Origin of the sequence: Streptomyces sp. NBC_00433, from assembly GCA_036015235.1 — a bacterium.
In the GTDB taxonomy this organism is placed as follows: domain Bacteria; phylum Actinomycetota; class Actinomycetes; order Streptomycetales; family Streptomycetaceae; genus Actinacidiphila.
This window is the reverse complement of sequence record CP107926.1, coordinates 4,978,686-5,003,008: the sequence shown is the minus strand read 5'-3', so window position 1 is coordinate 5,003,008 and position 24,323 is coordinate 4,978,686. Positions and strand designations below refer to the sequence as shown.

General features: G+C 74.3%; 26 protein-coding genes. 15 read left to right on the top strand and 11 right to left on the bottom strand.

The features are described from left to right. The first annotated feature begins 411 nt into the window (after positions 1-411). The 7 genes from OG900_21445 (at position 412) to OG900_21415 (ending at position 8,924) form a co-directional block, all read left to right on the top strand. Positions 412-1,704 (top strand): exopolysaccharide biosynthesis polyprenyl glycosylphosphotransferase, encoded by a 1,293-nt coding sequence (locus OG900_21445; protein WUH95868.1) that lies wholly within the window; start codon positions 412-414, stop codon positions 1,702-1,704. Positions 1,705-1,711: 7 nt separating this feature from the next. Further along, positions 1,712-3,049 carry an O-antigen ligase family protein gene (locus tag OG900_21440; protein ID WUH92419.1) on the top strand — a complete coding sequence of 446 codons (1,338 nt, stop codon included), beginning with the start codon at positions 1,712-1,714 and terminating at the stop codon, positions 3,047-3,049. A gap of 44 nt (positions 3,050-3,093) precedes the next feature. Continuing rightward, entirely contained in the window at positions 3,094-4,713 is a 1,620-nt protein-coding gene (locus OG900_21435) for a virulence factor MviN (protein ID WUH95867.1), read from the top strand. Further along, positions 4,703-5,443: a polysaccharide deacetylase family protein gene (locus tag OG900_21430; protein ID WUH92418.1), complete on the top strand. Its 741-nt coding sequence runs from the start codon at positions 4,703-4,705 to the stop codon at positions 5,441-5,443. The genes OG900_21435 and OG900_21430 overlap by 11 nt, the downstream gene beginning before the upstream one ends. Before the next feature lie 588 nt (positions 5,444-6,031). Then, complete coding sequence (locus OG900_21425) at positions 6,032-7,144, top strand: glycosyltransferase (protein WUH92417.1); 1,113 nt, start codon at positions 6,032-6,034, stop codon at positions 7,142-7,144. 8 nt (positions 7,145-7,152) lie between these two features. Beyond that, the gene (locus OG900_21420; protein ID WUH92416.1) at positions 7,153-7,752 is read left to right on the top strand and encodes a lipopolysaccharide biosynthesis protein; all 600 of its coding nucleotides are present in this window, start codon (positions 7,153-7,155) and stop codon (positions 7,750-7,752) included. Further along, the gene (locus OG900_21415; GenBank protein ID WUH92415.1) at positions 7,749-8,924 is read left to right on the top strand and encodes a GNAT family N-acetyltransferase; all 1,176 of its coding nucleotides are present in this window, start codon (positions 7,749-7,751) and stop codon (positions 8,922-8,924) included. The genes OG900_21420 and OG900_21415 overlap by 4 nt, the downstream gene beginning before the upstream one ends. 16 nt (positions 8,925-8,940) lie before the next feature. Here OG900_21415 and OG900_21410 read toward each other — a convergent pair whose 3' ends face one another. Beyond that, complete coding sequence (locus OG900_21410) at positions 8,941-10,344, bottom strand: glycosyl hydrolase (protein ID WUH92414.1); 1,404 nt, start codon at positions 10,342-10,344, stop codon at positions 8,941-8,943. Positions 10,345-10,694: 350 nt separating this feature from the next. Here OG900_21410 and OG900_21405 point away from each other — a divergent pair, with 350 nt between their 5' ends. Both OG900_21405 and OG900_21400 read left to right on the top strand, forming a co-directional pair. Further along, positions 10,695-11,162, top strand: coding sequence for a tyrosinase cofactor (locus tag OG900_21405; GenBank protein ID WUH92413.1), 468 nt, complete (start codon positions 10,695-10,697; stop codon positions 11,160-11,162). Between the two features lie 15 nt (positions 11,163-11,177). After that, complete coding sequence (locus OG900_21400) at positions 11,178-12,047, top strand: tyrosinase family protein (GenBank protein ID WUH92412.1); 870 nt, start codon at positions 11,178-11,180, stop codon at positions 12,045-12,047. Between the two features lie 101 nt (positions 12,048-12,148). On the opposite strand, the gene OG900_21395 is transcribed toward OG900_21400, so the two are convergent. Then, entirely contained in the window at positions 12,149-12,382 is a 234-nt protein-coding gene (locus tag OG900_21395; protein WUH92411.1) for a chaplin, read from the bottom strand. A 179-nt stretch (positions 12,383-12,561) separates the two neighbouring features. Here OG900_21395 and OG900_21390 point away from each other — a divergent pair, with 179 nt between their 5' ends. Next, entirely contained in the window at positions 12,562-13,065 is a 504-nt protein-coding gene (locus OG900_21390) for a DUF5949 family protein (GenBank protein ID WUH92410.1), read from the top strand. 63 nt (positions 13,066-13,128) lie between these two features. On the opposite strand, the gene OG900_21385 is transcribed toward OG900_21390, so the two are convergent. From OG900_21385 to crcB (OG900_21370), 4 genes are read right to left on the bottom strand one after another with little or no spacing between them, the layout of a single operon-like run. Next, positions 13,129-13,398, bottom strand: a complete 270-nt coding sequence (locus OG900_21385) for a hypothetical protein (GenBank protein ID WUH92409.1) — start codon at positions 13,396-13,398, stop codon at positions 13,129-13,131. 40 nt (positions 13,399-13,438) lie between these two features. After that, positions 13,439-13,813, bottom strand: a complete 375-nt coding sequence (crcB, locus tag OG900_21380) for a fluoride efflux transporter CrcB (protein ID WUH92408.1) — start codon at positions 13,811-13,813, stop codon at positions 13,439-13,441. Beyond that, a complete protein-coding gene (locus OG900_21375; GenBank protein WUH92407.1) occupies positions 13,810-14,199 on the bottom strand; it encodes a DUF190 domain-containing protein in 390 nt (129 codons plus the stop codon). The genes crcB (OG900_21380) and OG900_21375 overlap by 4 nt, the downstream gene beginning before the upstream one ends. A 39-nt stretch (positions 14,200-14,238) precedes the next feature. Beyond that, a complete protein-coding gene (gene crcB, locus OG900_21370; GenBank protein WUH92406.1) occupies positions 14,239-14,667 on the bottom strand; it encodes a fluoride efflux transporter CrcB in 429 nt (142 codons plus the stop codon). A 271-nt stretch (positions 14,668-14,938) separates the two neighbouring features. On the opposite strand from crcB (OG900_21370), the gene OG900_21365 reads away from it, so the two are divergent. After that, complete coding sequence (locus OG900_21365; protein ID WUH92405.1) at positions 14,939-16,027, top strand: hypothetical protein; 1,089 nt, start codon at positions 14,939-14,941, stop codon at positions 16,025-16,027. 11 nt (positions 16,028-16,038) lie between these two features. Here OG900_21365 and OG900_21360 read toward each other — a convergent pair whose 3' ends face one another. The 4 genes from OG900_21360 to OG900_21345 form a co-directional block, all read right to left on the bottom strand. Beyond that, entirely contained in the window at positions 16,039-16,620 is a 582-nt protein-coding gene (locus OG900_21360) for a hypothetical protein (protein ID WUH92404.1), read from the bottom strand. Positions 16,621-16,632: 12 nt separating this feature from the next. After that, complete coding sequence (locus OG900_21355) at positions 16,633-17,136, bottom strand: DUF1992 domain-containing protein (GenBank protein WUH92403.1); 504 nt, start codon at positions 17,134-17,136, stop codon at positions 16,633-16,635. Positions 17,137-17,194: 58 nt separating this feature from the next. Next, positions 17,195-18,901, bottom strand: a complete 1,707-nt coding sequence (locus tag OG900_21350) for a SpoIIE family protein phosphatase (GenBank protein WUH92402.1) — start codon at positions 18,899-18,901, stop codon at positions 17,195-17,197. A 674-nt stretch (positions 18,902-19,575) separates the two neighbouring features. After that, on the bottom strand, positions 19,576-20,982 hold the full coding sequence (locus OG900_21345) for an MFS transporter (protein WUH92401.1): 1,407 nt from the start codon (positions 20,980-20,982) through the stop codon (positions 19,576-19,578). 149 nt (positions 20,983-21,131) lie between these two features. On the opposite strand from OG900_21345, the gene OG900_21340 reads away from it, so the two are divergent. The 3 genes from OG900_21340 (at position 21,132) to OG900_21330 (ending at position 23,158) form a co-directional block, all read left to right on the top strand. Then, positions 21,132-22,034, top strand: coding sequence for a LysR family transcriptional regulator (locus OG900_21340; protein ID WUH92400.1), 903 nt, complete (start codon positions 21,132-21,134; stop codon positions 22,032-22,034). Positions 22,035-22,174: 140 nt separating this feature from the next. Continuing rightward, the gene (locus tag OG900_21335; protein ID WUH92399.1) at positions 22,175-22,471 is read left to right on the top strand and encodes a type II toxin-antitoxin system VapB family antitoxin; all 297 of its coding nucleotides are present in this window, start codon (positions 22,175-22,177) and stop codon (positions 22,469-22,471) included. 21 nt (positions 22,472-22,492) lie between these two features. After that, complete coding sequence (locus OG900_21330; GenBank protein WUH92398.1) at positions 22,493-23,158, top strand: LytR C-terminal domain-containing protein; 666 nt, start codon at positions 22,493-22,495, stop codon at positions 23,156-23,158. A gap of 33 nt (positions 23,159-23,191) precedes the next feature. Here the strand turns inward: OG900_21330 and upp are convergent, their stop codons facing one another. Beyond that, entirely contained in the window at positions 23,192-23,827 is a 636-nt protein-coding gene (gene upp, locus OG900_21325) for a uracil phosphoribosyltransferase (GenBank protein ID WUH92397.1), read from the bottom strand. A 158-nt stretch (positions 23,828-23,985) separates the two neighbouring features. On the opposite strand from upp, the gene OG900_21320 reads away from it, so the two are divergent. Next, on the top strand, positions 23,986-24,150 hold the full coding sequence (locus OG900_21320; GenBank protein WUH92396.1) for a hypothetical protein: 165 nt from the start codon (positions 23,986-23,988) through the stop codon (positions 24,148-24,150). The last annotated feature ends 173 nt before the right edge of the window (positions 24,151-24,323 follow it).

Genomic DNA, 24,323 nt, shown 5'->3' with positions numbered 1-24,323 from the left:
CCCACCCCCCGCACCTGCGACCCGACCCGCCCCGACGCCGAACGGGTGACGGCACCGCGGACGTACGAACCCGGCCGCCCGGATACGGAACGACCCGGCGGCCCGCGCCGCGTGGGTGCGGGCGCCACGGGTCCTGGCAGGCGCACGGACGACGCCGACACACCCGCCGTCAAGCGGACGCACGACACCGGCGAGAGCGCCACCGGCGCCGGTAGGCGGCCGTACGAGGCCGGCACCCCGGCCTACCGCGTCGCCCGCGGTGCGCCCGTGCCCGCGCCTTCCCGCGTACCCGGGCGGCGGGGCGCAGGGCAGCCGCGGCATCGGGCGGCGCGGGAGCGGGTCGGGGGAGTGCTGGCCGTCGCGGACTGCGCGGGGGCGGTCGCCGGGGTCGCGGCCGTGGTGCCGCGCGGGGTGCTCGCCGGGTGCCTGGTCGCCGGGTGCCTGCTGCTCACGCAGCACAGGGCCGGGCTCTACCGGCCCGGTTTCGCGCCAGGGGCCTTCGCGGAACTGCCCGGCCTGGCCTGGCGCACGGTGCTGGCGTGGGGCCTGCTCGCGGTCGTGGCGGGGGCCGGCGCTCCCGGACCGGGGGCACTGCCCGCGGCGGTGGCGGTGACCGTCTGCGTCGCGGGCGGGCTGCGGGCCGCGGTCTACGCGACGCGCCGCAGGCTGGCCCGCAGGCGCCCGTCCTCGACGCTGGTCGTCGGCGCCGACGCGGCGTCCGCCGCCCGGATCGCCGCGGTCCTGCACGCCCGCCCCGAGTACGGGATGCGCCCGGTGGGCCTCGCCGCGCCGGCCCCCGTACGCCCCGCGCCGCCAGAACCGCCGCCCCGAGGCGGCCCGCAGGCCGCGCACCCGGCGCCGTACGTACCGCCGCCGGTGCTGCCCGTGCTGCCGTCGCCCGGCGACGTGACCCGGGCGGTGATCCAGAACGCCGTACGGGACGCCGTCGTCGCGGGACCCGCGACGACGGACGCCAGGACCACCGCGACCGTACGGCTGCTCGCCGCACAGGGCTGCCGGCTGTGGCAGGTGAACGGCGAAAGGCCCGGCAAGGGCGGCGGCGCCGGCCACCTGTGGGGCCATCCGTGCCGCAGGCTCGAACCGTACCCGCCGCCCGCGGGCCGCGTCGCCCGCGGCGGCAAGCGGCTGCTGGACGCGGTTCTGGCCGGCACCGCGCTGCTCTGCCTGGCACCGGTGCTCGCCGCGTGCGCGCTCGCCATGCGGCTGGCCGACGGCCCCGGCGTGATCTTCCGGCAGGAGCGGATCGGGCTGCACGGGCGGCCGTTCACGCTGCTGAAGTTCCGCACGCTGCGCCCTGCGGACGAGCACGAGTCGGCGACGCTGTGGAGCGTCGCCGACGACGACCGGATGAGCCGCGCGGGACGCCTGCTGCGGCGCACCTCGCTCGACGAGCTGCCGCAGCTGTGGAATGTGCTGCGGGGCGACATGAGCCTGGTCGGGCCGCGCCCGGAACGCCCCTTCTTCGTCACGCAGTTCAGCCAGACCCTGCCCGGCTACGCCGACCGGCACCGGATGCCCGCCGGCATCACCGGCCTCGCCCAGGTGCACGGGCTGCGCGGCGACACCTCGATCGCCGACCGCGCGCGCTTCGACAACCACTACATCGACAGCTGGACGCTGTGGCAGGACGTGTCGATCATGCTGCGGACCGCCGCCACGCTGTTCCGCCACGGCGGGAGCTGACCAGCCCATGGCCCTTGCGACAGCGGCCTTCCCGCCGCTCACCCCGCGCCGCCTGCGGCGGTACGCGCCGCTGCTGCCGGCGCTGGCCACCGTGCTGCTGCTGGCCGCCCCGGTCGCCACCGGCGACGTCAGCAGCTCGGGGAAGGTCACCCCGGCCGACGCCGCCTCCGCGGTGCTCGTCGCGACCGCGGCGGTCCGGCTGCTGCGCGACCGCGCCCGCCCGCTGACGCCTTCCGCGGCGGCCGTGCTCGGCGCCCCCGCGCTCGGCTTCGCCGCGGCCGCCGTCACCTCGCTCGACCCGGGCACGGGGCTCGCCGGATTCCTGCGCTATGCGCAGGTCTTCGTGGCCGTGCCCGCCGCCGTGGTCCTCCTGCTGCGCGACCGCCGCGACTTCGGCGTGGTCGCCGCCGCGATCGTGCTGCTCGCCCTTGTGCAGGGCGCGATCGGCACGTGGCAATACGCCACGGCGAGCGGCGCTTCGTACATGGGCGAGGACATCCGCGCGGTCGGCACCTTCGGCCCCTCCGACGTGATGGGCATGGCGACGGTCGTGGCGTACGGGCTGGTGATCGCGGTCGGCTACGCGCTCGCGGCGCCGGCTCCCGGCGCCCCGCAATGGCTGCGGCCCGCGGCAATGTGCTGCGCCGCGCTGCTCGTCGTCCCGCTCGCGGTGTCCTTCAGCCGCGGTACGTGGATCGCCACCGCCGTCACCTGCACGGCGATGATCCTGCTCGCGGGCCGCCGCCAGGCCGTACGCGTCCTGGCCGCGCTCGCCGCGAGCACCGTCGTCATCGTCGGCGGCCTCGGCGCCGGGTCCCAGATGATCGGCGCGCGCGCCGCCAGCATCACCCAGGTCACCGACGCCCCCGACTCCTCCGTCACCGACCGCTACACCCTCTGGTCCGCCGCCCTCGGCATGTGGCGCGAACACCCCGTCACCGGCGTCGGCCTCAAGAACTTCCCCGCCGAGCGCGACGGCCACGCAGGCCTCGCGCTGTCGTCGGCGAGCGACACCTCGGGCGCCGGGCAGCAGTTCACGCGCGAACCCCTGCTCTCCCCGCACAACATGTACCTGCTCGCGCTGAGCGAGCAGGGCCTGCTCGGCTGCACCCTGCTGGTCGGCGGCTGGGCCGCCTTCCTCGTGCTCGGCCTGCGCCGGCTCCTCACGGGGCGGCCCATGCACCGCGGGGCCGGGGCAGGACTGGCCGCGGTCGGGCTGCTGCTCTGGCAGTGCGTCGACTTCCTCTACGCCGACATCGGCGGGCCCTCGACCGTACTGACCGCGCTGCTCCTCGGCCTCGCGGCCTGGTGGGCGCTGCACACGGAGGACGGCGGAGCGCGGTGACCGACGTCGTACGGGCCAGGCCGCGGCCTGGCCCCCGGCATGCGGTGCCACCGCCCGGCTTCGTGGCGCGCGCCGCCGCGGTGACGGCCGGGCTGAGCGCGGCGGGCTCCGTGCTCGGGCTGGTACGCGACCAGGTCATCGCACGGTTCTTCGGCGCGGGCGCGGACAGCGACGCCTTCCTGGTCGCGTGGACGGTCCCCGAACTGGCCGCGACCGTGCTCATCGAGGACGCGATGGCCCTGCTGCTCGTCCCGGCCTTCAGCGCGGCCCTCGCCAAGGGCGGCGCCGGGCCGCTTGTCCGCGGCACATTGCCGCGCCTCGCCGCCCTCCTCGCCGCGGCCACCGCCGCGCTCCTCGCCGCCGCCCCCCTTGTCGTCCGCCTCCTCGCCCCCGGCCTCGCCGACCCCCGCCTCGCCGTCACCTGCACCCGCCTGACCGCCGCCACGATCCTCACCTTCGGCCTGGCCGGCTACCTCAGCGCCGCCCTGCGCGCCCACCGCCGCTTCCTCCCCCCGGCCGCCGTCTACGTCGCCTACAACACCGGCATCGTCGGCACCCTGCTGGCCCTCCACGGCCGCTGGGGCGTGCGCTCGGCGGCCGCCGGTGTGGCGGCCGGCGGTGCGCTCATGGTCCTGGTCCAACTGCCCTCCTTCGTCCGGGTGCTGCGGTCGGGGGCTCCGGGAGCGCAAGGCCCGGCACCGGTGCCGGGCCGGAGCGACGCCCGTGCCGGGGCGCGGGCGCGAGCAGAAGCGGGCGACGACACCCACCCTCGGCCCGGGGAGCCGCCCGCGTCCGGTCCCGGCGACCTCGGCGCCGGGGGGCGGGTGCGGCTCGGGATGGCGCTCGTCGTGCCCGTCGTGGTCTTCGCCGTCGCACGGCAGGCGCAGGTGCTCGTCGAGCGGTTCTTCGCCGCCGGGCTGCCCGCGGGAGCGATCTCGCATCTCAACTACGCGCAGAAGGTCGCACAACTGCCCATGGTGCTGTCGCTCATGGTCTGCACCGTCACCTTCCCCGTCGTCGCGCGCGCCCTCGCCGAGGGCGACCGTGAGCGCGCCAGGCAGCGCGTCGAGCGGGACCTCACGCTCGCCTGCGTCGTCGTCCTGCTCGGCACCGCGTATGTCGTCGCCTGCGCCCCGCAGATCGTCTCGACGCTCTTCCAGCGCGGGGCCTTCGACACGGGCGACACCGCCGCGACGGCCGCCGTCATGCGGGTCTACGCGCTCGGGCTGCTCGGGCAGAGCCTCGTCGGCGCGCTCATCAGGCCGTACTTCTCCGCCGCCCGGCCCACCTGGTATCCCGTCGCCGCCATGGCCGCGGGCCTGGGCCTCACCGTCCTCGTCGACGGCGCCGCCGTCGCCGCGTGGGGCGCGTACGGCATCGCCGCCGGCAATGCCGCGGGGATCAGCCTCACCGCCGTCGTCCTGCTGCGCGGGCTGCCCGCCCGCGCGGTGCCCGTCCGGGTGCCCGCCCTCACCGCGGCGATGTCCCGCTACGTGCTCGCCGCCGCCGCGGCCACCGGTGCCGGGTGGTGCACCACCCGGCTGCTGCCCGGGGCCCCCGCCGCGCTCGCCGCGGCCGCCTGCTGTCTCACCGTCCCGCTCGCCTTCGCCGCCGCGGCCGCGGCGGTGGGCGCACCCGTACGGAGCCTCCCCCATGCCGCCTGAAACCGCCCCCTGGGTCCTCATGTACCACTCCGTGGCAGATTGCCGCGACGACCCCTACCTCGTCACCGTCAGCCCGCGGCGCCTCGCCGAACAGCTCGCCTGGCTGAGGCGGTGCGGCCTCACCGGCGTCGGCGTCGGCGAACTCCTGCGGGCCCGGGCGGAAGGCCGCGGGCGCGGGCTCGTCGGGCTCACCTTCGACGACGGTTACGCCGACTTCCTCACCACGGCGGTGCCGCTGCTGCTGCAACACGGCCACCGCGCCACCGTCTTCGTCCTGCCCGGACGCCTCGGCGGCACCAACGCGTGGGACGCGGACGGGCCGCGGAAACCGCTGCTCACCGCCGAGGGAATCCGGCAGGCCGGGTCCGCCGGGATGGAAATCGGGTCGCACGGGCTCGCCCACACGGACCTCACGGCGGCGGACGACGTGCGGCTCGCCGCCGAGGCGTCCGACAGCCGCACGCTGCTCGCCGAACTCACCGGGCACGTGCCCGAGGGCTTCTGCTACCCCTACGGCGCGGTGGACGCACGGGCCGTCCACGCGGTGCGCTCCGCGGGTTACACCTATGCGTGCGGTGTCGCGCCCGGGGCGCTTGCCGGGGACTTCGCTCTGGCCCGCACATATGTCGGTGACCGGGACTCGGCCGCGCGTCTGCGCGTGAAGCGGATGCTGCACGCCTTTCCCGCGGCGCGGGCGCCGCTTTCGCTCGTGCGGGACCTCCATGCCTAGCCGCTGCCGCGGCGGGCGGGTGGGCACCCCTGCTGATTGCTGGCCGTTTTCACACGACGGTTCGCTGGGGCCGGTCGCACAGTTCCCCGCGCCCCTGGGGTGGGTGCTCGCTGTTTCCACGCGACGGTCCAGTGTGGCTGGTCGCGCAGTTCCCCGCGCCCCTGAAGGGGGTTGCTGGCCGTTTGCACACGACGGTTCGCCGGGGCCGGGCGCGCAGTTCCCCGCGCCCCTGGGGTGCGTGCCGACCGTTTCCACACGACGGCCCGCTGAGGCTGACCGCGCAGTTCCCCGCACCCCTGAAAGTGGTCGCCCACCGCATGCACACGACGGTTCGCTGCGGCCGGGCGCGCAGTTTCCCGCACCCCTGGGGGCCGGTTGCGCGTGGCGCTCCTCGCGGCCCTTCAGGGGTGCCCTGCGGAAGAGGGTGCCTTCCAGGGGCGCGGGGAACTGCGCGACCAGCCACAACAGGCCGTCAGGTACGGACGCACCACGGCCGCCTCACGGGCACGGGGAACTGCGCGGCCGGCCACGACGGGCCGTCAGGTGCGGGCGCGCCTTCGCCGCTGGGCGCGGTAAGGGGGAGGGGGTGTGAAGGTCTTGCATGTCATCACGGGGCTCGGGGTCGGGGGGGCCGAGCAGCAGTTGCGGTTGTTGTTGCGGTATTTGCCGGTGGAGAAGGCGGAGTGCCATGTCGTGACGTTGACGAATCCCGGGGTCGTCGCTGAGGGGATCAGGGCGGACGGGACGGGGGTCACGCACCTGGGGATGCGGGGGAACCGGGATCTGGGGGCGGTGCCGCGGCTGGTGCGGGTGATCAGGGCGGGGGGATTCGACCTGGTGCACACGCATCTCTACCGCGCCTGCGTATATGGCAGGGTCGCCGCCCGCTTGGCAGGGGTGCGGGCGGTGGCGACCGAGCATTCGCTCGGGGACTCGCAGATCGAGGGGCGGCCGCTGAGCGCGGGCACCCGGGCGCTCTACCGCGTGACGGAGCGGATGGGCGCGGGCACCGCCGCGGTGTCCGCGACCGTCGCGCAGCGGCTGCGCGGCTGGGGCGTCGCGGACGACAGGATCCGCCTGGTGCCCAACGGCATCGAACCGGCACGCTTCCGCCACGACCCCGCCCTGCGCGCGGCGGTGCGCGGACGGCTCGGCCTGTCGCGCGCGGACTACGCCGTGGCCGGCGTCGGCCGCCTCGTGCCGGCCAAGCGCTTCGACCTGCTGGTCCGCGCGGCCGCCGCGAACCCCGCCACCTTCCTGCTGATCGCGGGAACGGGCCCGGAGCGCGGCAGTCTGCTGCGGCTGGCCGCGGGCCTCGGGGCCGCGGACCGCGTCATGGTGGTCAGCTCAGAGGACGGCGGGCCCGATGTGCCCGGCGTGCTGGCCGCGGCGGACCTCTTCGTGTCGCCGAGCCCCGAGGAGGCCTTCGGGCTGGCCGTGGTGGAGGCGCTGGCGGCCGGGCTGCCGGTGCTCTACGCGGCCTGCCCGGCGATCGAGGACCTGCCGCCTCACGACGCGCCCGGCGCGAGCCGGATCAGCGGCGACCCGGGGCAATTGGCCGCGGCGATCGGCCGGCAGCGCCGGGCCGGCCCGGTGCGGCTCGCGGTGCCGGCGGCCGCCGAGCACTACCACATCGCCCACACCGCGGACCGCGTCCTGGCCCTGTACGCCTCGGCCCTCGCGTCCGCCAGGAAGAAATGAGCACGCCCATGAAGGCACCCCGCTGGCTTCCGCTCCCACTGGGCATCGGCGTCGGCCTGCTCGGCGGTCTCGGCTACGGGCTGGCCGCGGCGCCGCAATATGCCGCGACCAGCTATGTGATGGTCGTACCCGACCACGCCGACTCGCCGACGGCACTCGGCTTCGCCCAGGCATACGGCCGGGTGGTGACCGGCTCCGCCGTGCTCGCGGGGGCGCAGGCCGCCGCCGGTGCGCCCGCCGACAGCCTGCGCGGGCACGTACAGGCGCAGGTGTCCCCGGACGCGCCGATGATCTCGGTGACCGGGACGGCGTCGAGCGGCGCGGCCGCGGCGCGTTACTCCAACGCCGTGGCGCGGGCCCTGACCTCGACCGGCAACCGCAGCGCGCCGAGTACGGGTGTGCGCCTGCTGGTCTTCTCGCCCGCCTCCGCTCCCGCCTCGCCCGCCTCGCCGTCGGCGACACTCTCCGCGGCCGTGGGCGCGAGCGCGGGCGGGCTGCTGGGCGCGCTGGCGCTGCTGGTACGCCCGGCCCCGCGGCGCGAGGACGCGGACGGCGCGGCGGCCGTACCGGCACCGGCGCACGCCCGCGCGGCGCGGGAGAGCGTGTGACGCCCGCCCCCGCGGGCGGACTTGCCGTCGCCATCTGCCGCGACCCGCGGGAATTCGCCGCGCTCGGCGGCGAGTGGACCGCCCTGCACCGGCGCTGCCCGCGGGCGACGCCCTTCCAGAGCCACGCCTGGCTGCATTCCTGGTGGCTGTCCTACGCCACCCGCCGCGACCGCCTCCGGGTGGTGCTGGTGCGCCGTCAGGGCGTCCTGGTGGGCGCCGCGCCGCTGCTGCGCACGTACCGGCCGCTGCCGGTGCTGCTGCCGCTCGGCGGCGGGATCACGGACTACGCCGACTTCCTGGTCGCGGCCGACGCCCCGGCCCCGCAGGACGGCCCGCCCGACGCGCAGGTGACCGCCGCCCTCGCCGCCGGGCTGCGGCGGGCCGCGCGGGGGGCGGTGGTCGATCTGCGCGAGGTCCGGCCGGGCGGCGCGGCCCTGGCGCTGTACGAGGCGTGGCGCGGGCCCAAGCGCCGAGCGGCCGACTCCGTGTGCCTGGAACTGCCGGGGCTGCCCATGGACGGGCTCATCGCACGGGTCGGCAGTTCGCGCGGCCAGCGCATCAGGTCCGATCTGCGCAAGCTGGACGCGGCGGGGGTGGCGGAGCGCGATGTCGCCGCGCACGAGGTGCGGGACGCGGTCGCCACGATGCTGCGGCTGCACCATATGCAGTGGCAGGGCCGCGGGGTGACCCCGGAACACGTGCGGCCGCGGTTCGCCGAGCACCTGGCGCGGGCGGCGTCCGCGATGGTGGCGGCGGGCGAGGCGGTGGTCACCGAGTTCAGCGTCGGCGGCACGGTGGTCGCGGCGAACCTGACCGTGCTGTCGCCCGCCCTGGCCGGCGGCTATCTCTACGGCGCCCACCCCGACCTGCGCCGTACCAAGGTCGACGTGACGACGCTGCTGATGCGGCACGGCGTACGCCACACGGCAGGCGCCGGGCGGCCGGTGCTGACGCTGCTGCGGGGCGCGGAGCCGCACAAATTCCACTGGCGGCCCGAGCACCTGGCCAACGAGCGGCTGCTGCTCGCCAACCGCCCGCTCGCGCCGGTCCTCCACGCCCGCCACGCGCTGGCCGCCGCCCGCACCCGGCTGGCCCGCGCCGCCGCGTCCCGGCTGCCCGCGCTCCGGGCCTGGCGGGCCCGCCTGAACGACCTGCGGGCACGGCGGGTGTGACGCGGCGGCCGGTGCCTCACGCGGTCTTCTTCGGGGCCCCCTTCGCCTTGGGCACCTTCTTGGTGAGGTGGAAGCAGACCTCGCCGCTCTCGTACTTCTTCTTCATCTCGTCGCTCAGCTCAAGGGGCAGGCACCCCTCGACGATGCGCGACGGCTTCGGTACGGGCGCGGCCCCTGGCGGCACCGCGGGGGTGCCGGTCGCGGTCGGCGCGGGCGTCGGCACGGCGGGGACCGGTCTCGGCGTCACGGAAGGCGTGGGCGTCACGGAGGGCTTCGGCGTCACAGCCATGGTCGGCCGCACGGAGGGTTTCGGCGTCACGGAGGGTTTCGGCGTCACGGAGGGTTTCGGCGTCACGGAAGGCGTGGCAATGGGCTTCGGGGTCGCCGTGGGCGTCGCGGACGGCAGCGGTTCCGGCCGGGTGTCGGCGGCGGAGAGCATCGCACGGAAGACCTTCGAGGACTTCGGGTTCTCCCTGCACCGCCACACCCCGTGCGGGCAGTAGTCGGTGACGGTCTGGTAGAGCGCCTTGTGGTCGCTCATCCAGCGCAACATGTGCTTGACGTAGACCGGGTCGTCGCCGTTCCTGAACAGGCCCCACTCGGGGTAGGAGACCTCCTTGCCGTGCAGGGAGGCGAAGTCGACCTGCGCCTGGAGCCCGTAGGGCTGGGTGACCTGCTCGTCGAAGGACTCGCCGGGCGGCTGGTCGTAGGAGTCCATGCCGATGATGTCGACGGTGTCGTCGCCGGGGTAGCACTCGGTCCACGGGATGTCGTCGGTGCCGCGGCTGGGCGCGAAGTCGAAGCGGAAGTTCTGGCCGGGCACTGCCCGCATCGCGGTGACGATGCGGTTCCAGTAGGTCTTCCAGTCCTCCGGGTCGGGGCCGCAGCGGTGCGCGTACGTGGTGCCGTTCATCTCCCAGCCGAGCACGATCACGGTGTCGGGCACACCCAGCTCCACCAGGTGCCGCGCCAGCCGGGTGAAGTGCTCGTCGAAGTCGCCCTCGGCACCCTGCCGGATCAGCGAGCGGACCTCGTGGTCGCCGAGGTGGTCCTCGTTGCGCTCCTGCATCGGCACATTGAGCACGAAGAGCCTGCTCGGGTCGGCCCGCCGCCAGTCCGCCCACGGCTGCAGCAGGTCCTGGTCGCCCTCGACGGCGTCCCAGGTGTCGCCGGGCAGGTAGGTGTGGCCGACCCGCACCGGTGTGCCGCCGAGCCAGTCCTCCAGGTCGGCGAGGTTCTGGACGCCCTCGCCGCCGGAGTCGGTGAAGGCGCCCACATACGGGGCGTTCAGCCGCGCCGGGCCGGGAGACGTGCCGGTGAAGGCGGAGCCGAGTGCGGCGGGCGCCGTGCCGGTCATCAGCAGTGCGGCGGTGGCGACTCCGACACCCGTGCCCGCCATCCAGTGGCGTCCGTTGGCCATGGTCACTCCTTGCTCGTCGGGCGCGGGCGCCGGGGACGCACGCCCTCACAGGCACGGCTGGGGTGAGCGTGCCTCCTCACCGCCAGTCATAACGTAGGAGGAATCAATGTGCGCCCGGACATGGGCCATACGCGTCGTCAAGCTCCGTACGTATGAAGGAATACGGACCGGGGCCGTCCTCCGACGTATCGTCAATACCGCCGATCCATACCGGCAGGAAGCCGATGCGGGAATCACTCGGGCGGATGAATTTCCGGTCGCCGCTCACCGATAATCCGCAGTTGCCCACCCCTACGGCTGCATGATGGCCCGGCAGTCGAACGGTCACAAACGGACGAGAGGAGTCGGCCATGGGCGAATCCGATGCCACGGAGAAAAGCCGCGGGAAATCTCCGCGCTCATCCGTGACCCGCAGACGGGTGATCACCGGCGTCGCGACCGCCGCCGCGGTGTCGGGGACCGCGGCGGCGCTGCGGCCGATGCTGACGTCGCATCAGCAGCCGGCCGACGGCGTCCCCGGCGCCGGCACGGGGCCCGGCGGCGCACCGCGGGCGCCGCTCGCGCCTGGGGCGCTGCCCGCGGTCTTCGACGAGGTCTACCGGGGCCGCCGCATCCAGGGCTTCCCCGACCCCGGCGAGGACGGTGTGGCCATCAAGGTCGACGGGATGCCGCTGCAGGTCATGCGGCGGGTCGACGGCAGCTGGATCAGCGCGGCCAACCACTACCAGCCCTATCTGACGCCGTTGGCCACCGCCAGGGGCGCGGTCGACGTCATCGGGCGCGCCGAGCTGTCCATGACCACCGAGCACCACCACTGATCGGGGCCGTCACCGGTGTACACCCGTATGAACCAGCGGAATCTGACCAGCAGCCAGCGCACCCGCTTCGTCGAGGCGGTCGTCGAGCTCAAGCGCTCCGGCGGCTACGACAAGTACGTGCGGCTGCACGCCGAGTACTTCGCGGCCGACGGCGAGAGCGGGCTGCGGATGGCGCACATGGCGCCGACGTTCTTCCCCTGGCACCGGCAGTTCCTGCTGCTGTTCGAGCGCGAACTGCGGACGATCGACGCCGAGATCACCATCCCGTACTGGGACTGGACCGTCGACGACGAGGCGACGTCCGCGCTGTGGGCGGCGGACTTCATGGGCGGCGACGGGCGGGACAGCGACGGGCAGGTGACGACCGGGCCGTTCGCGTACGGGACGGGCGACTGGCCGATCACCTTCGGCGTCACCGACGAGAAATACCTGACCCGCAACATGGGCCGGCCCGACCGCCCGATCGCGCTGCCCACCCAGGCGGAGCTGAACGGCGCGCTGTCGATCGCGACGTACGACACGGCTCCGTGGAATTCCGCGCCGGACACGCAGGGCTTCCGCAACAGCATCGAGGGCTGGACGGTCAGCGAGACCCTCGGCGGCTACCTGCACAACCGCGTGCACCAGTGGGTCGGCGGCCACATGGTCGGCGCCGCCTCGCCGAACGATCCGGTCTTCTGGCTGCACCACTCCTTCATCGACCTGATCTGGGTGCGCTGGCAGCGCCTGCACCCGGCCTCGCCGTACCTGCCGGCCGCGCCGCTGGCCGCGGACGACCCCGAGCACGGCCGGGTGGTCAGCGGGGACGAACCGATGCCGCCCTTCGGTGTGAAGCCGTCGGCAGTCTTCGACCACCGGCAGTTCTACACGTACGAAGAGGGCTGAGGGCACGCGAAACGGCCTCCCGTACACAGGGTGACGGGAGGCCGTACTGACGCGGAATTACCACTGGCCGCCGTCGTCGTGCAGGTGCGTCTCCGAGCTGTTCACGCGCACTGGCTGCCGAACACCGGGTTCAGCAGGCCGATCACGTTCACGGAGTCGCCGCAGACGTCGACCGGGACGTGCACCGGGACCTGGGCCAGGTTGCCGGACAGCACACCCGGGGAACCGACCGCAGCGCCCTGGGCACCGGAGTCGGCAGCGGCCATTCCGGCGCCTGCGGCCAGAACGGCACCCGCGGCGGCGGTGACAGCCGCAGCCTTTGCGATACGCGACATCAAGCATCTCCCTGGTACGAAAAAGCAGCCGCAAAACGCTGCGGCTTTGACGCAGTGTGCAACGTGGGGGATCATGAATAGTCACGCAGGTTGAGCTGAACAAGTGATTCGATATCGGGTTCCTCCGATGGAGTGACATATGCGGCGGCCCGCCGCTTCCTGCGGTTAGGGTCCGGCGCATGACCCAGACCAATGCCACGTCAGGCACGTCGCTGATGAGCCGCCTCGGCACCCTCGTGGTGATCCCGTGGGCGGGCGGGAACCAGGACGACGACCGCGACACGGCGTTCCTGATGGCCTACACCCTCGGCGACGGCGTGGCGGGCCGCGAGGGTTCGGAGGAAGCCGCTCTGACGGTCGCGAAGGAGGCGGGGCTGCCGGTCGGCGGGGCCGTTCTCGATGTCGCCCGGGTGCCGAAGTCCCCGGTGAAGGTGCTGGTCGAGGGCGGCAAGGCGGTCCTGACGATGCCGTATCTGCATGTAGCCTGCCCCGTCCCCGAGCAGTGGGTCACGGCCGCGCGCGACCGCGGGACGGTCTACGTCATCCTCGCCAGCAGGCCCTGGCCCGAGGCCGTACCGGGAAGGGCGGTCACCGAGGCCGCCCTCCAGGCCTTCGCGGCGGACGAGGCCGTCCTGGGCACGGCCGCGCACTGCCTGGTGCCGGTGGGCTCGGTCAGGTCCTGACGGCCACCGCGGACACCGTCCCCACGCGGCCGGCCGCGCGCGGGGACACGCGACGCCGGTGGCCTACGGGTTCACCAGCTCGTTGCCGGCGCTGACGGCGTCCGAGCCGGCCTGGACGGCCTTCTTGACGGCGGTCACCTTCCGGCCGACACCGGACTGCGTGAGCACTCCCCGCGTCGCCGTGGTGGCCTGCCGGCCCGCCGCCTTGGCGGTCACCGCCGTCGTGCCGAGGGCGCTGCCGAGGTCGGCGGCCTGGGCCGCCGTCGCGGACGTGGCGGCGACGAGCAGGACCGAGCCTGCCGCCGCCTTGCTGAGGAATCGGCGTGCGTTCATGGTCCGTGCAACGAGTCACCGCCCGCCAGGGCACGCCGGCTCACCCCCACACGGTGGTGCCCAGCGTCACCCCGCCGAAGGCGGCACCGAGCCCGGCCGCCAGGCTGAGCAGGGCATTCCCGGCCGCGTACGCCTTCGCGCCGCTCTCCGCGAGCCGCAGCGTCTCGTACGAGAAGGTCGAATACGTCGTCAGCGCGCCGCACAGCCCGGTGCCGACGAGCAGTTGCAGGTGCGAGGACGCGGCGCCCTCGACGGCGGCGCCGGTCAGGACGCCGAGGACCAGGCAGCCGACGACGTTGACGGTGAAGGTGCCCCAGGGGAAGAGCGAGTCGTGCCGGGACTGGACCGCCCGGTCGGTCAGGTACCTCATCGGCGCCCCGACGACCGCGCCCGCGATGACCAGCAGCCAGTTCACGAGGCGGCGCCGCCGGTGCGCGCGGTGTGCCTGACGACCTCGCAGGCGTCCAGCAGCACGAGGCCGGAGTCGACGAGTTCGTCCAGCTCGGGCAGGAAGGCGCGGACGCGCTCCTCGGTGTCCACGACGACCACGGCGACCGGCAGGTCCTCGCTGAGCGAGAGCAGCCGGGCGGTGTGGATCAGCGACGACGAGCCGAAGCCCTCGATGCCGTGGAAGACGCTGGCGCCGGCCAGGCCCGCGCGCTGCGCCCGGTGCACGATCTCGGTGTAGACCGGCTTGTGGTGCCACCGGGCGCTCTCGCCGAGCAGTACCGTCAGCCGCAGCGCGGCGCCCGAGAGCCGCCGCGTCCCTGCGCCCCCGCCGTCCGGTTCACCGGTCGCCATGGTCGTCACCTGTCCCCTCGTGACCTCGCTGGTCGTGTCTCATCGTGCCCTCCTGGCCAGGAGGAGGCGGGTCGCCCACGCCGCACTCCACACCGCGGTGAGCGCCGCCACGAGCGTCGCGGCGGCGTAGCCGAAGGCGGTGGCGGCCTGGTGGGCGTCGGCCAGGCGGCGGATCTCGACGGCGTAGGTGGAGAAGGTGGTGTAACCGCCGAGCACCCCGGTGCCGAAGAACGGCCGCACCAGGCGGTGCGGCGTCAGCACCTCGGTGATCACCACCATGAAGACGCCGATGACCGCGCAACCGGAGATGTTCACCCAGAAAGTCGTCCATGGGAATGTGCCGGGCGTCTGCGGCCACAGCAGGACCGCGCCGTAGCGGGCGCACGCCCCGGCGGCGCCGCCGACCGCCACCGCGCCGACGACCGGCCACTGGTGGTGTATGAGGCCTGGCCTGTGCTGCGCCTGCATGGTCGGGCGTCTCCTGCTGCTCGGATCCGATCGTCGGGACGGCCAGCGTAGTGCGCCTGTCCGCGGCACATCGCGGCGTCGGCCCGCGGGGCTCCGCCATGCGCGGAGAGCGCCGGAAAGGGGTGGTTACACAAGGCCTTCCCCCTGTTGCACGCGCGTGACAACCGGCGGACAGGAGATGGACGTTGGCCCGGCAGGATTTACCTCATCGCAGGGGCCGAACGAAAGAGCCGCTGCACCAACCGACGTGAATTCCTTGGGGGGAACCACCATGTCCGCTCGCGCCAAGCGCCGCAGTACCGCCATCGCCATCGCCCTCACCGCGGGCATCACCGCCGGCCTCGGCCTCGTACTGACGGGCTGCGGCCCCGAGGACGCCACCGGCGCCGACGGCGCCAACCCGTCGGTGACGGCGACGAGCACCGCGAGCGGAAAGTCCGCCGGCACGGGCGGCACCGCGGCTTCCGCCAAGCCGGCCGCCAATGCCGCGGCCTCCGCCAAGCCGGCCGCCAACACCGCGCCCAAGGCGCAGCCGCCGGTCAACGGCACCGCCCACAACGGCCTGACGATCAGCGACGGCACCCGCTTCGTGGTGATGAACGGCACCCGGGTCGACTTCGGCACCGCCGTGCGCGACCTGGCCTGGTCCCCCGACGGCAGCAAGGCGGCCTTCGTGGACGGCGACGGCGACCTGGTCGTCAGCAACCCCGACGGCAGCGGACGTACGGTCGTCGCGAAGAACCCGGGCGGCCAGAACTGGTCCCACCCGACCTGGCAGGTGCGGAAGGCGAGCACCGCCACCGGGCTGCCGAAGCTGGACAACCTGCTCTTCGCCGGCCGCAAGGACGGCGTGTCCAAGCTCTACGGCGTCCCGGCCACCGGGCACAATGCCACGCCCACCGTGCTGCGCCTGGGCCACGAGTCCGGCGCGGACGCCCAGGAGCTGCCGCAGACCGGCAATGTGTGGCCCAGCGGCGGCGGCACGTACGGCGGCTCCGTCTACTCCAACAGCGCCGACGGGAAGGTCTACATCCGCGACGACTACCTGCGGCAGCAGGGCTACGCCATGACCAAGGGCTCCGAGCCCGCGGCCGCGCCCTCGGAAGACGACGGCATCGTCTTCGTCCGCTCCGTGGGCGGCCACGACCACCTCTTCCGGGAGACCCCCGGCGCGAACGGCCCGACCTTCAAGGACCTCACGCCGAACGCCACCACCGACTACACCGAGCCGACCTTCTCCCCCGACGGCAGGACCATCGCCGCCCGCACCCCCGGCGGCATCGTGACCCTGCCCGCCGACGGCTCCAAGGCCCCGGTCAAGGTGTCCGGTTACGTGGGCCTGCCCGCCTACCGCAGCTGATCCGCCACCGGTCAGCGGCCCTTGGCCAACTCCGCCCGCAGCTCGTCCAGATGAGCGTCGGCGGCATCGTGCGGCAGGAATTCCACCACGTCCACGAAGCGGAAGAGCACCTGCGAGGGCGTCACCGCGAACTCGTAGTCCGCGAAGCCGACCACCGCCCCCATCGAACCGCGCACCGCACCCCGGACCACATGAGCCGTCATGTCGTCCGGGGTGGTCGCGCTGGTGCCGCGGCGGGCGTTGGGCCTGGCCAGATACGGGCACACCATCGAGGCGTAGAGCATGCACGCCCGATGCCCCGGTCCTTCGAGGGTCGCCGCCATGTTGCGGTACGGGCGCCCGGCAGCCAGCGCCTCGCCTATCGCCGCGCTCTCCGGACCGCCCACCACCCGCCACACCGGGCCGCGCGGCATCAGCACATTGCACACCGAGCACAGCCGCTCCCGGGCGCACTTCGCACTGCGCTCGTAGTCGGTCAGCGCGAACTGCGGCCGGTCCTCTTCCCACGGCGTGATCGCGGGGACGGGATAGCCGCGTACGTCACGCGGCCTGGCACCGACGGACTCCGGCATGGGAACGGCTTCGAAGCGCATCCGCCTTGCATATCAGGCAGAACGGCGCCTGCGGAACAGCCGGCCCCGGCCGCCCCGCGCGGCAGCCCCGCCCACCGACGGGCCCGGCGGCGGTGAGGGCTCCCGCGCGGCCTCGGCCGGCTCCCTCGCGGCCCGCCAGTCGGCGACGACCTGCTCGACGTCGAAGAGCCCGCGGCCCAGCGGCGGCCCCTCGGGCGGCCGGCGCAGCGCCTCCCGCAGCTTGTCGTTGATCTCCCCGACGATCCGCCGCACCTGCGCCTCGGTGGCCGCCCGCGCGACGGCCTCCATCGCGTCCTCAGCCTCCTTGCGCAGCACCAGTGACGGCGGCAGCGCGGACAGGCCCTCGCGCTGCATCTTGCCGCGGATCCACCACAGCTCGTCATAGGGCGCGTCCAGCGACGGCAGCGGTTTGCCCGCACCCGGCAGCGCCGCGAAGTCCCCGCGGCGCTCGGCGTCGCGGATCTGCTTGTCGGCCCAGGTCTCGAAGGAGACACCGGGCGGCTTGCGTTCGGTCATGCCGCACTCCTCCCGCTCCCGCACGGGGCGCCCCGGCACACGACGCGCCACCTCCAGGCTACAAGCGGCCCGCGGAAGGCGGCCGGGCGCGGGCGGCGAGCAGCGCCACGTCGTCCTCCACCACGGACGGCGCCAGCCGGTGCACGATACGGGCCAGCAGCGCGTCCAGCGGACCCGCCGCGTGCGGCAGCTCCATCCCGGCCAGCCTGGCCAGCGACACGTCGATGTCCTCGTTGCGGCGCTCCACCAGGCCGTCGGTGTACAGCAGCAGCGTGTCGCCGGCCCGCCAGCGTACGTGGACGGCCTTGTAGCGCCCTCCCAGATCCGCACCGAGCGGCGGGCCCGGCGGGACGTCAAGCAGCCGCACACGGCCGTCAGGGGAGACCACCGCGGGCGGCAGATGGCCGGCGTTCGCGAACCAGCAGCCGCCGCGCACCGGGTCGGCCAGCGCCAGCAGGCACGTCGCAGGCCGCTCCGTGCCCGCCGCGGCCAGCAGCGCATCCATCCGGCGCAGGATCCGGTCCGGCGGATCGCCCTCGCCCGCGACGACCCGCAGCATCGAGCGGTAGTGGCTCATCTCCACCGCCGCCTGCACGCCGTGCCCCATCACGTCGCCCATCGCCAGCAGCGTGATCCCCGACGGCAGCGCCAGGGTGTCGAACCAGTCGCCGCCCACCAGATCCGTCGCCCCGGCCGGCAGATAGCGGGTGGCGACATCGATCTGCGGGTGCGGGACGCCGGGCGCGGCCAGCAGCGCCCGCTGCAATTCCACGGCGATACCGTGCTCGCGGCTGTAGCGGCGGGCATTGTCCATGCTGATCGCCGCCCGGTCGGCGAGCGCGTGCGCCACCGCCATGTCCTCGTTGCTGAAAGCGGGCGACGAACCCGCCCTGATCAGCGAGACCGTGCCCAGCTGCTCCCCGCGCGCCGCCAGCGGCACCACCAGCCCCGAATGGATGCCCGCCGCACGGTAGGCGTCCACCCGCTCCGGATTGGGCGCCGACCTGCGCAGGTCGGCGTCCGAGGGCACGTTGTACGCCATCGGGCGGCCCGTCGCCAGGCAGTGCGGGATCGCCGAGCCCGGCTGGTAGTCCACGTGCTCGCCCGGCACCCCGAACTGCTGCACCGACTCGCCCAGCCACGGCACCGCCGCCATCGCCGCCCGGCGCAGCCGCAGCATCCCGCCCGGCGGCGGGCGGCGGCCCTCCGCGCCGCTCATCGCCAGCACCTCCACGGTCGCCACGTCCGCGATCACCTCGACCAGCAGGTCGCACAGCTCCTGGCAGGTGCGGTCCATCTCCAGCGTGCGGCCGATGCGCACAGCCGCCGCGTCCAGCAGCTGCAGCCGCTCCCTGGTCCGCTCCAGCTCCGCCTGCACCTCGCGCTCCGCGCTCACCTCGAAAAGCACCGCGCCCAGCCCCCGCACCCGGCCCTGCGCGTCCTCCAGCCGGTGGTAACTGCCGCGCCACACCCGCAGCGGGTGCCTCGACCGCGCGCGGGTCTGCCCGCTCGACTCGATCTCGCGGGTGCGGCCGTCCCGGAGGACCTGGCGCAAGGTCTCGACCCCTGCGTCCACCCCGGGGACGATCTCGGCGATCGTCCGCCCGATGTGCGCGGCCGCGTCCAGCCCGTTCATGGCCGCCAGTGCCGGGTTGACATACACAAAGCGCAGGTCGGTGTCCAGCACCGCCACTCCGGCCGTGGTGCCGTCCAGCAGCCCCCGCCACGCCCAAGCACCGGCGTCCGCCGGAAGGTCGTCCCACATCCCCGTCCCTTCCTGCCCGTTCCGGCCGTCCCTCACCTACGTCCACGATGCGCGCCGCGCGGGGGATCGGCGACACCACGCCCTGCGGGGGGCTTTTGATACGACTCCACGGTGCGGCTGCGTGGGGGCTTGTCGCGCCGTTCCCCGCGCCCCTGGGTGGGTGCCCCTCGCGGTGGGCGGTCACCTTTCCCGCCGTCGTGGTTGCGCGCGCAGTTCCCCGCGCCCCTCGGTGGGTGCCCCTCGCGGTGGGCCGTCACCTTTCCCGCCCTCGTGGCTGGGCGCGCCGTTCCCCGCGCCCCTGGGTGGGTGCCCCTTGCGGCGCGGTGCTTGCCTGCGGCTGCCCTCGTGGCTGGGCGCGCAGTTCCCCGCGCCCCTTTTGGCCCGCGTCCTCCGCCGGACAGCGTTTGTTCCTGGGAGGGCTCACCCTTCTGCCGCAGAGGGCACGCGTTTTTCAGGGGCGCGGGGAACTGCGCGCCCAGCCACAGCGGCGCCGCCACTGTGAACGCAACAGGACGGGGCTGCCACCCCAGGGGCGCGGGGAACTGCGCGCGCAACCACGGCGGTGGGAAAGGTGACCGCCCACCGCGAGGGGCAACCCCCGAGGGGCGCGGGGAACTGCGCGACCAGCCACCCACGCAGCGGCACCGTGGACGGGGGCAGGACCGCCGGGATGTTCAGGGGAGGCGCTGGCGGGCCGGCGCCAGAGGGCCGGACGGGGTCGGACGGGGGGAGTGGTGGCCGGCCGGCGAGGCGATGGCTGCGGCGGCGCAGACCGCGGCGGCCAGGAGGAGCGCGGCGCCGACGCCGTGGTCGGCGCGGGACGCGCCAGGGTGCGGGGCGACCGTGGTGAAGGCGCCGAGGACCGCGACCCCCATCGTGGCCCCGAGCTGGCGCACCGCGTTGAAGAGGCCGCCCGCGGCCCCGGCCGCGCCCTCGGGCGCGAGGGTGATGACCGCGGTGGTGAGCGCGGGGAGGGCGAAGGAGACGCCGAAGCCGGCCGCGGCCAGCCCGGCCGCGAGGAAGGCGTAGGGTGCCCCGGCCCAGACGGTGGCGCCCATGCCCGCGGCACCCGCGGTGAGCAGGCACAGCCCGGCCAGGACCGGGCCGCGCGGGCCTGCGCGGGCGACGAGGCGGCCGGTGAGCAGCGGGTTGAAGGCGGTCGGCAGCGTCATGGGCAGGAAAGCCAGGCCGGTGCCGACCGCGCTGTAGCCGAGGCGCTGCTGGAGCAGCAGCGGGAGGACGAACAGCGCGCCGGTGAGGGCGAAGCCGACCGCCGCCCCCGCCAGCAGCATCGCGGCCATGCCGGGCGCCCGCAGCACCGCCCTGGCCAGCACGGGCGAGGTGCTGCGGCGCTCGCGTGCCGCGAAGAGCCCGCCCGCGGCAATTGCCGCGCCGAGGGACCACCCGGTGTGCGCCCAGTGCCGCCCGCCCAGCGCGATCAGCGCGTCCGTGCCCAGGGCGAGGGCGGCGCAGGCGAGTGCCTGCCCCGTACGGTCGATGCGCCGGTCGGGCGCGGCGGGGCAGCGTACGGCGTCTCCCGCCACCAGGGCGAGGGTGAGCGCGGCGAACGGCACGTTGACGAGGAAGACGGCCCGCCAGCCGGCGAGTCCGACGAGCAGGCCGCCCGCGATCGGCCCGGCGGCGAGCGCCGCACCGCTGACCGCGGCCCATACCGCGACCGCACGGGCCCGCCTGGCGGGCTCCGGGTAGAGCCGGGTGATCAGCGCCATCGAGCTGGGCACGCAGGCCGCCGCGGCGGCGCCGAGCACGCCGCGCAGCGCGACCAGCGTCCACAGCCCGGGGGCCGCGGCGCACAGCAGTGACCCGGCGCCGAAGACGGCCACGCCGCCGCGGTAGAGCCGGTGCGCGCCGAAGCGGTCGGCGGCGGCCCCCGCGGACAGCAGGAGCGCGCCGAAGGCGACCGTGTAGCCGGTCACCGCCCATTGCAGGCCGGCCACCGAGCCGCCCAGCGAGCGCGACAGGTCGGGCTCCGCGACCGACAGCACGGTCATGTCGAGGAGCACCATGAAGTAGCCGAGGGCGATACCGATCAGCGCGTACGGTTTCCGGTCGGGGGACATGCCAGGCATCACCATTCCAGTCGTTGCGGTCTCGAACGCCTGCCAGGGTGCGGCCGGGCCGCACACCGCCTCCACCGGCGCGGCCGCACACGGCATTCGGCCGCGCCGAACGCACCGGAAGCCGACCGCACGGGAAAGGGAAGTGCGCGATGGAACTGCGTCAGCTGCGGACCTTCGAGGCCGTCGTACGCGAGGGCAGCGTCACGGACGCGGCCGTCGCGCTCGGCCTGGCGCCTTCCTCGGTGTCGCAGGCCGTACGCGCCCTGGAGCGGTCCCTGGGCGTCCAGCTCTTCGTCCGCGACCCGCGCGGCATGCGCGCCACCGCCGCGGGTGAGCGGCTGCTGGCCTGGGCCGGCCGGCTGCTCGACCAGGCCGAGCAGGCCCGCCGCGAGGTGGTCGCCGCGGACGCCGCGGCGAGGGAGGTGACGAGTGTGCGGCTCGGCGCGCTGGAGTCGATCGCCGCCGAACTGGTCCCGGCGATCCTGGCCAGGCTCGCCGCCCGGCGCCCCGGGCTGCGGGTGGAGGTGCGCTCCGAGCCGTCGCGCGACGCGCTGCTCTCCGCGGTGGTCGCCGGGGAGCTGGACGCGGCGCTGGTGCTCGACACCGGGGAGGCCCTGGGCACCCTGGGCTTTCCGGTGCCCGCCGCCGGCCCGCTGGACTTCCTCGACCTCGACCCGGTCCCGCTGGTGCTGGTCGGCTCCCCCGCCCATCCGCACGCCGGGGCCCGCGGCCTGGCCCCGGCGGACTTCGACGGGCAGCGGCTGCTGGTCAACACGGCGTCGTCCTGCTCCTTCGCGCTCGCCGCGGCCCGGCTCTTCGGGCCGGCGGTCGAGCGCGTCCAGGCCGGCAGTGTCGCCGTCATGCGGGCCTGGGCCAGGCAGGGCGTGGGAATGGCCCTGCTGCCGGCCTTCGCGGTGACCCCCGACCTCGCCGCCGGCACACTGGTCGCCCTGCCGCTCCCGCTCCCCACCCTCCGCCTCCGCCTCGTCTGGCCCCCCTCCACTCCCGATCACCCCGCCACCCGGGCCCTCCTCTACGCGGCCGGCGCCTGAGCCGCCGGGCGGCGAACACCCCGTCATGTCGACCTTCCGACATGACATGCTCCCGTCCCATCCGGATATGCGGCGTTTGCCGCCCTCGTACCGCGCCGCCACTGCTGCGCCCGCGCAAGCCGGACCGGTAGGCTTTCCGTGTGATCTTCAAGCGCATCGGAAGCACTCGGCCGTACCCGGACCACGGCCGGGTGAGTACGCGTGAGTGGGCGGACGTCGCCCCCCGACCCGTGCGGCTGGACCAGTTGGTGACCACCAAGGGACAGCTCGACCTGGAGACGCTGCTCGCCGAGGACTCCACCTTCTATGGCGACCTCTTCGCACATGTCGTCAAATGGCAGGGTGATCTCTATCTGGAAGACGGCCTGCACCGGGCGGTACGCGCCGCGCTGCAGCAGCGTCAAGTGCTCCACGCCCGGGTCCTGGAGATGGACTGACAATCCGCTTACGCTGCGCTCATGAGCATGCTGACGCCCTCTGGGATGGGCGGGAAGTACCGAGTCACCGGGGACACGTATCCGCGGATGCGGCGACCCAGAAAGCGCGGCCGTGTGGTGGCCGCGCTCGTCGCCTCGGTCGTCGTGCTGGGCCTGTTCGGCTGGGGCGCGCTGCAGCTCTTTCACGCCTTCAGGGGTGACGATGGCGACACCAAGGCGAATGCCGCCCCGCAGAGCCGCCCCTGCACCGCGACGCCTGTGCCCGCGCTGAAGCCGATGGCGCTGCCGCAGCCCGCCGGCGTGACGATAAATGTGTACAACGCCACACCGAGGGGCGGCCTGGCCAAGTCCACCGCCGACGTGCTGGCCAAACGCGGCTTCAAGGTGAACAAGTTCGGCAATGCGCCGGCGCCTTACGACAAGAAGGTCACCCAGACGGCGCTGATCGTGGCGGGCCCCGCCGCGGAGGCCGCCGCCCGGGAGGCCGGCACCCAGGTGGCGGGATCGTCGGTGAAAATCGATCCGACGCGTAAGGACAAGAGTGTCGATCTGATGATCGGCGCGGGCTTCACCGCGCTGGCGAGCCCGGCGGACGCGACCAAGGCCCGCATCGTGGCCGCCAACCCGCCCGCGCCCAAGCCCGCCTGCGCCGCCCCGACCCCGTCAGCGGCGGCAGTCCGCCACTGACGGGGATGCCCTCCCGGGCATCACCGCGAGGTCCTAGCCGACCGTGCCGTAGAGGCGGTCGCCCGCGTCGCCGAGGCCCGGGACGATGAAGCCGCGGTCATTGAGGTGGTCGTCGACCGCCGCGGTGACCACGGTCACCGGCTTGCCCGCCAGCTCCCGCTCCATCAGCTCGACACCCTCGGGGGCGGCGAGCAGGCACAGGGCCGTGACGTCGTCGGCGCCCAGGTCGATGAGCAGGTTGATCGCGGCGACCAGGGTGCCGCCGGTGGCCAGCATCGGGTCGACCACGTAGACCTGCCGGCCGGACAGGTCGTCGGGCATCCGGGTGGCGTATGTCGTCGCCTCCAGGGTCTGCTCGTCGCGGACCATGCCGAGGAAGCCGACCTCGGCCGTGGGGAGCAGCCGGACCATGCCGTCGAGCATGCCGAGGCCGGCCCGCAGGATCGGCACCACCAGGGGCCGCGGATACGACAGCCGCACCCCGGTGGTGGGCGCGACAGGCGTGCGGATGTCGACCTGCTCGGTCCTGACGTCGCGGGTTGCCTCGTAGGCGAGCAGGGTGACCAGCTCGTCGGCGAGCCGCCGGAAGGTCGGGGAGTCGGTGCGCTCGTCGCGCAGGGTGGTGAGCTTGTGCGCGACCAGCGGGTGGTCGACAACGTGGAGACGCATACGGATGACTGTATCCGCCGCCCCGGGGGCCCCCGCCAGCCCCGCTTCACCCGCGGCTCGTGCGCGGCCGGTGGGGTAAACCGCCCGTAAGAGGGAAACTGGCTCTGTACGCCCGGTGCGTCACCCGGGTGAACCGAGTCCAGGGATGGTGGGCGCCGATGGCGGACCACGACGACGACCGCGATCTGGAGCGCCGACGCAAGCGCGCCTCGTTCCTCAGGGAGCTCAACGAGGCGAAGGAGCTGCGCGAGCGGGTCCAGCCCCGCAAGGCACGCGCCGCACGGATGCGGCAGCAGATGCGGATGCGGACCTTCCGTTGGTGAATGTCCGTGATCTCCGATGTGCGCCCGTGAGCGCAGCGTGACCGCTTCACCGGCTCCGGGTGACCTCCGCACCCCCACAATGGCCGTACAAGATCGCCGAATCTCGCAGAAGTGACGAAGACCTGGCACGTCGCAGTGCCGAAGACCCTTCGCAAAGGCCTGGTTTCTGCCAC

Bases quoted from the DNA above. Each gene is read 5' to 3' on its own strand.
- OG900_21440 (WUH92419.1), top strand. From the start codon at position 1,712: ATGGCCCTTGCGACAGCGGCCTTCCCGCCGCTCACCCCGCGCCGCCTG.
- OG900_21430 (WUH92418.1), top strand. From the start codon at position 4,703: ATGCCGCCTGAAACCGCCCCCTGGGTCCTCATGTACCACTCCGTGGCA.
- OG900_21420 (WUH92416.1), top strand. From the start codon at position 7,153: ATGAAGGCACCCCGCTGGCTTCCGCTCCCACTGGGCATCGGCGTCGGC.
- OG900_21410 (WUH92414.1), bottom strand. From the start codon at position 10,344: ATGGCCAACGGACGCCACTGGATGGCGGGCACGGGTGTCGGAGTCGCC.
- OG900_21405 (WUH92413.1), top strand. From the start codon at position 10,695: ATGGGCGAATCCGATGCCACGGAGAAAAGCCGCGGGAAATCTCCGCGC.
- OG900_21395 (WUH92411.1), bottom strand. From the start codon at position 12,382: ATGTCGCGTATCGCAAAGGCTGCGGCTGTCACCGCCGCCGCGGGTGCC.
- OG900_21390 (WUH92410.1), top strand. From the start codon at position 12,562: ATGACCCAGACCAATGCCACGTCAGGCACGTCGCTGATGAGCCGCCTC.
- OG900_21385 (WUH92409.1), bottom strand. From the start codon at position 13,398: ATGAACGCACGCCGATTCCTCAGCAAGGCGGCGGCAGGCTCGGTCCTG.
- OG900_21375 (WUH92407.1), bottom strand. From the start codon at position 14,199: ATGGCGACCGGTGAACCGGACGGCGGGGGCGCAGGGACGCGGCGGCTC.
- crcB (WUH92406.1), bottom strand. From the start codon at position 14,667: ATGCAGGCGCAGCACAGGCCAGGCCTCATACACCACCAGTGGCCGGTC.
- OG900_21365 (WUH92405.1), top strand. From the start codon at position 14,939: ATGTCCGCTCGCGCCAAGCGCCGCAGTACCGCCATCGCCATCGCCCTC.
- OG900_21360 (WUH92404.1), bottom strand. From the start codon at position 16,620: ATGCGCTTCGAAGCCGTTCCCATGCCGGAGTCCGTCGGTGCCAGGCCG.
- OG900_21355 (WUH92403.1), bottom strand. From the start codon at position 17,136: ATGACCGAACGCAAGCCGCCCGGTGTCTCCTTCGAGACCTGGGCCGAC.
- OG900_21350 (WUH92402.1), bottom strand. From the start codon at position 18,901: ATGTGGGACGACCTTCCGGCGGACGCCGGTGCTTGGGCGTGGCGGGGG.
- OG900_21345 (WUH92401.1), bottom strand. From the start codon at position 20,982: ATGTCCCCCGACCGGAAACCGTACGCGCTGATCGGTATCGCCCTCGGC.
- OG900_21340 (WUH92400.1), top strand. From the start codon at position 21,132: ATGGAACTGCGTCAGCTGCGGACCTTCGAGGCCGTCGTACGCGAGGGC.
- OG900_21330 (WUH92398.1), top strand. From the start codon at position 22,493: ATGAGCATGCTGACGCCCTCTGGGATGGGCGGGAAGTACCGAGTCACC.
- upp (WUH92397.1), bottom strand. From the start codon at position 23,827: ATGCGTCTCCACGTTGTCGACCACCCGCTGGTCGCGCACAAGCTCACC.
- OG900_21320 (WUH92396.1), top strand. From the start codon at position 23,986: ATGGCGGACCACGACGACGACCGCGATCTGGAGCGCCGACGCAAGCGC.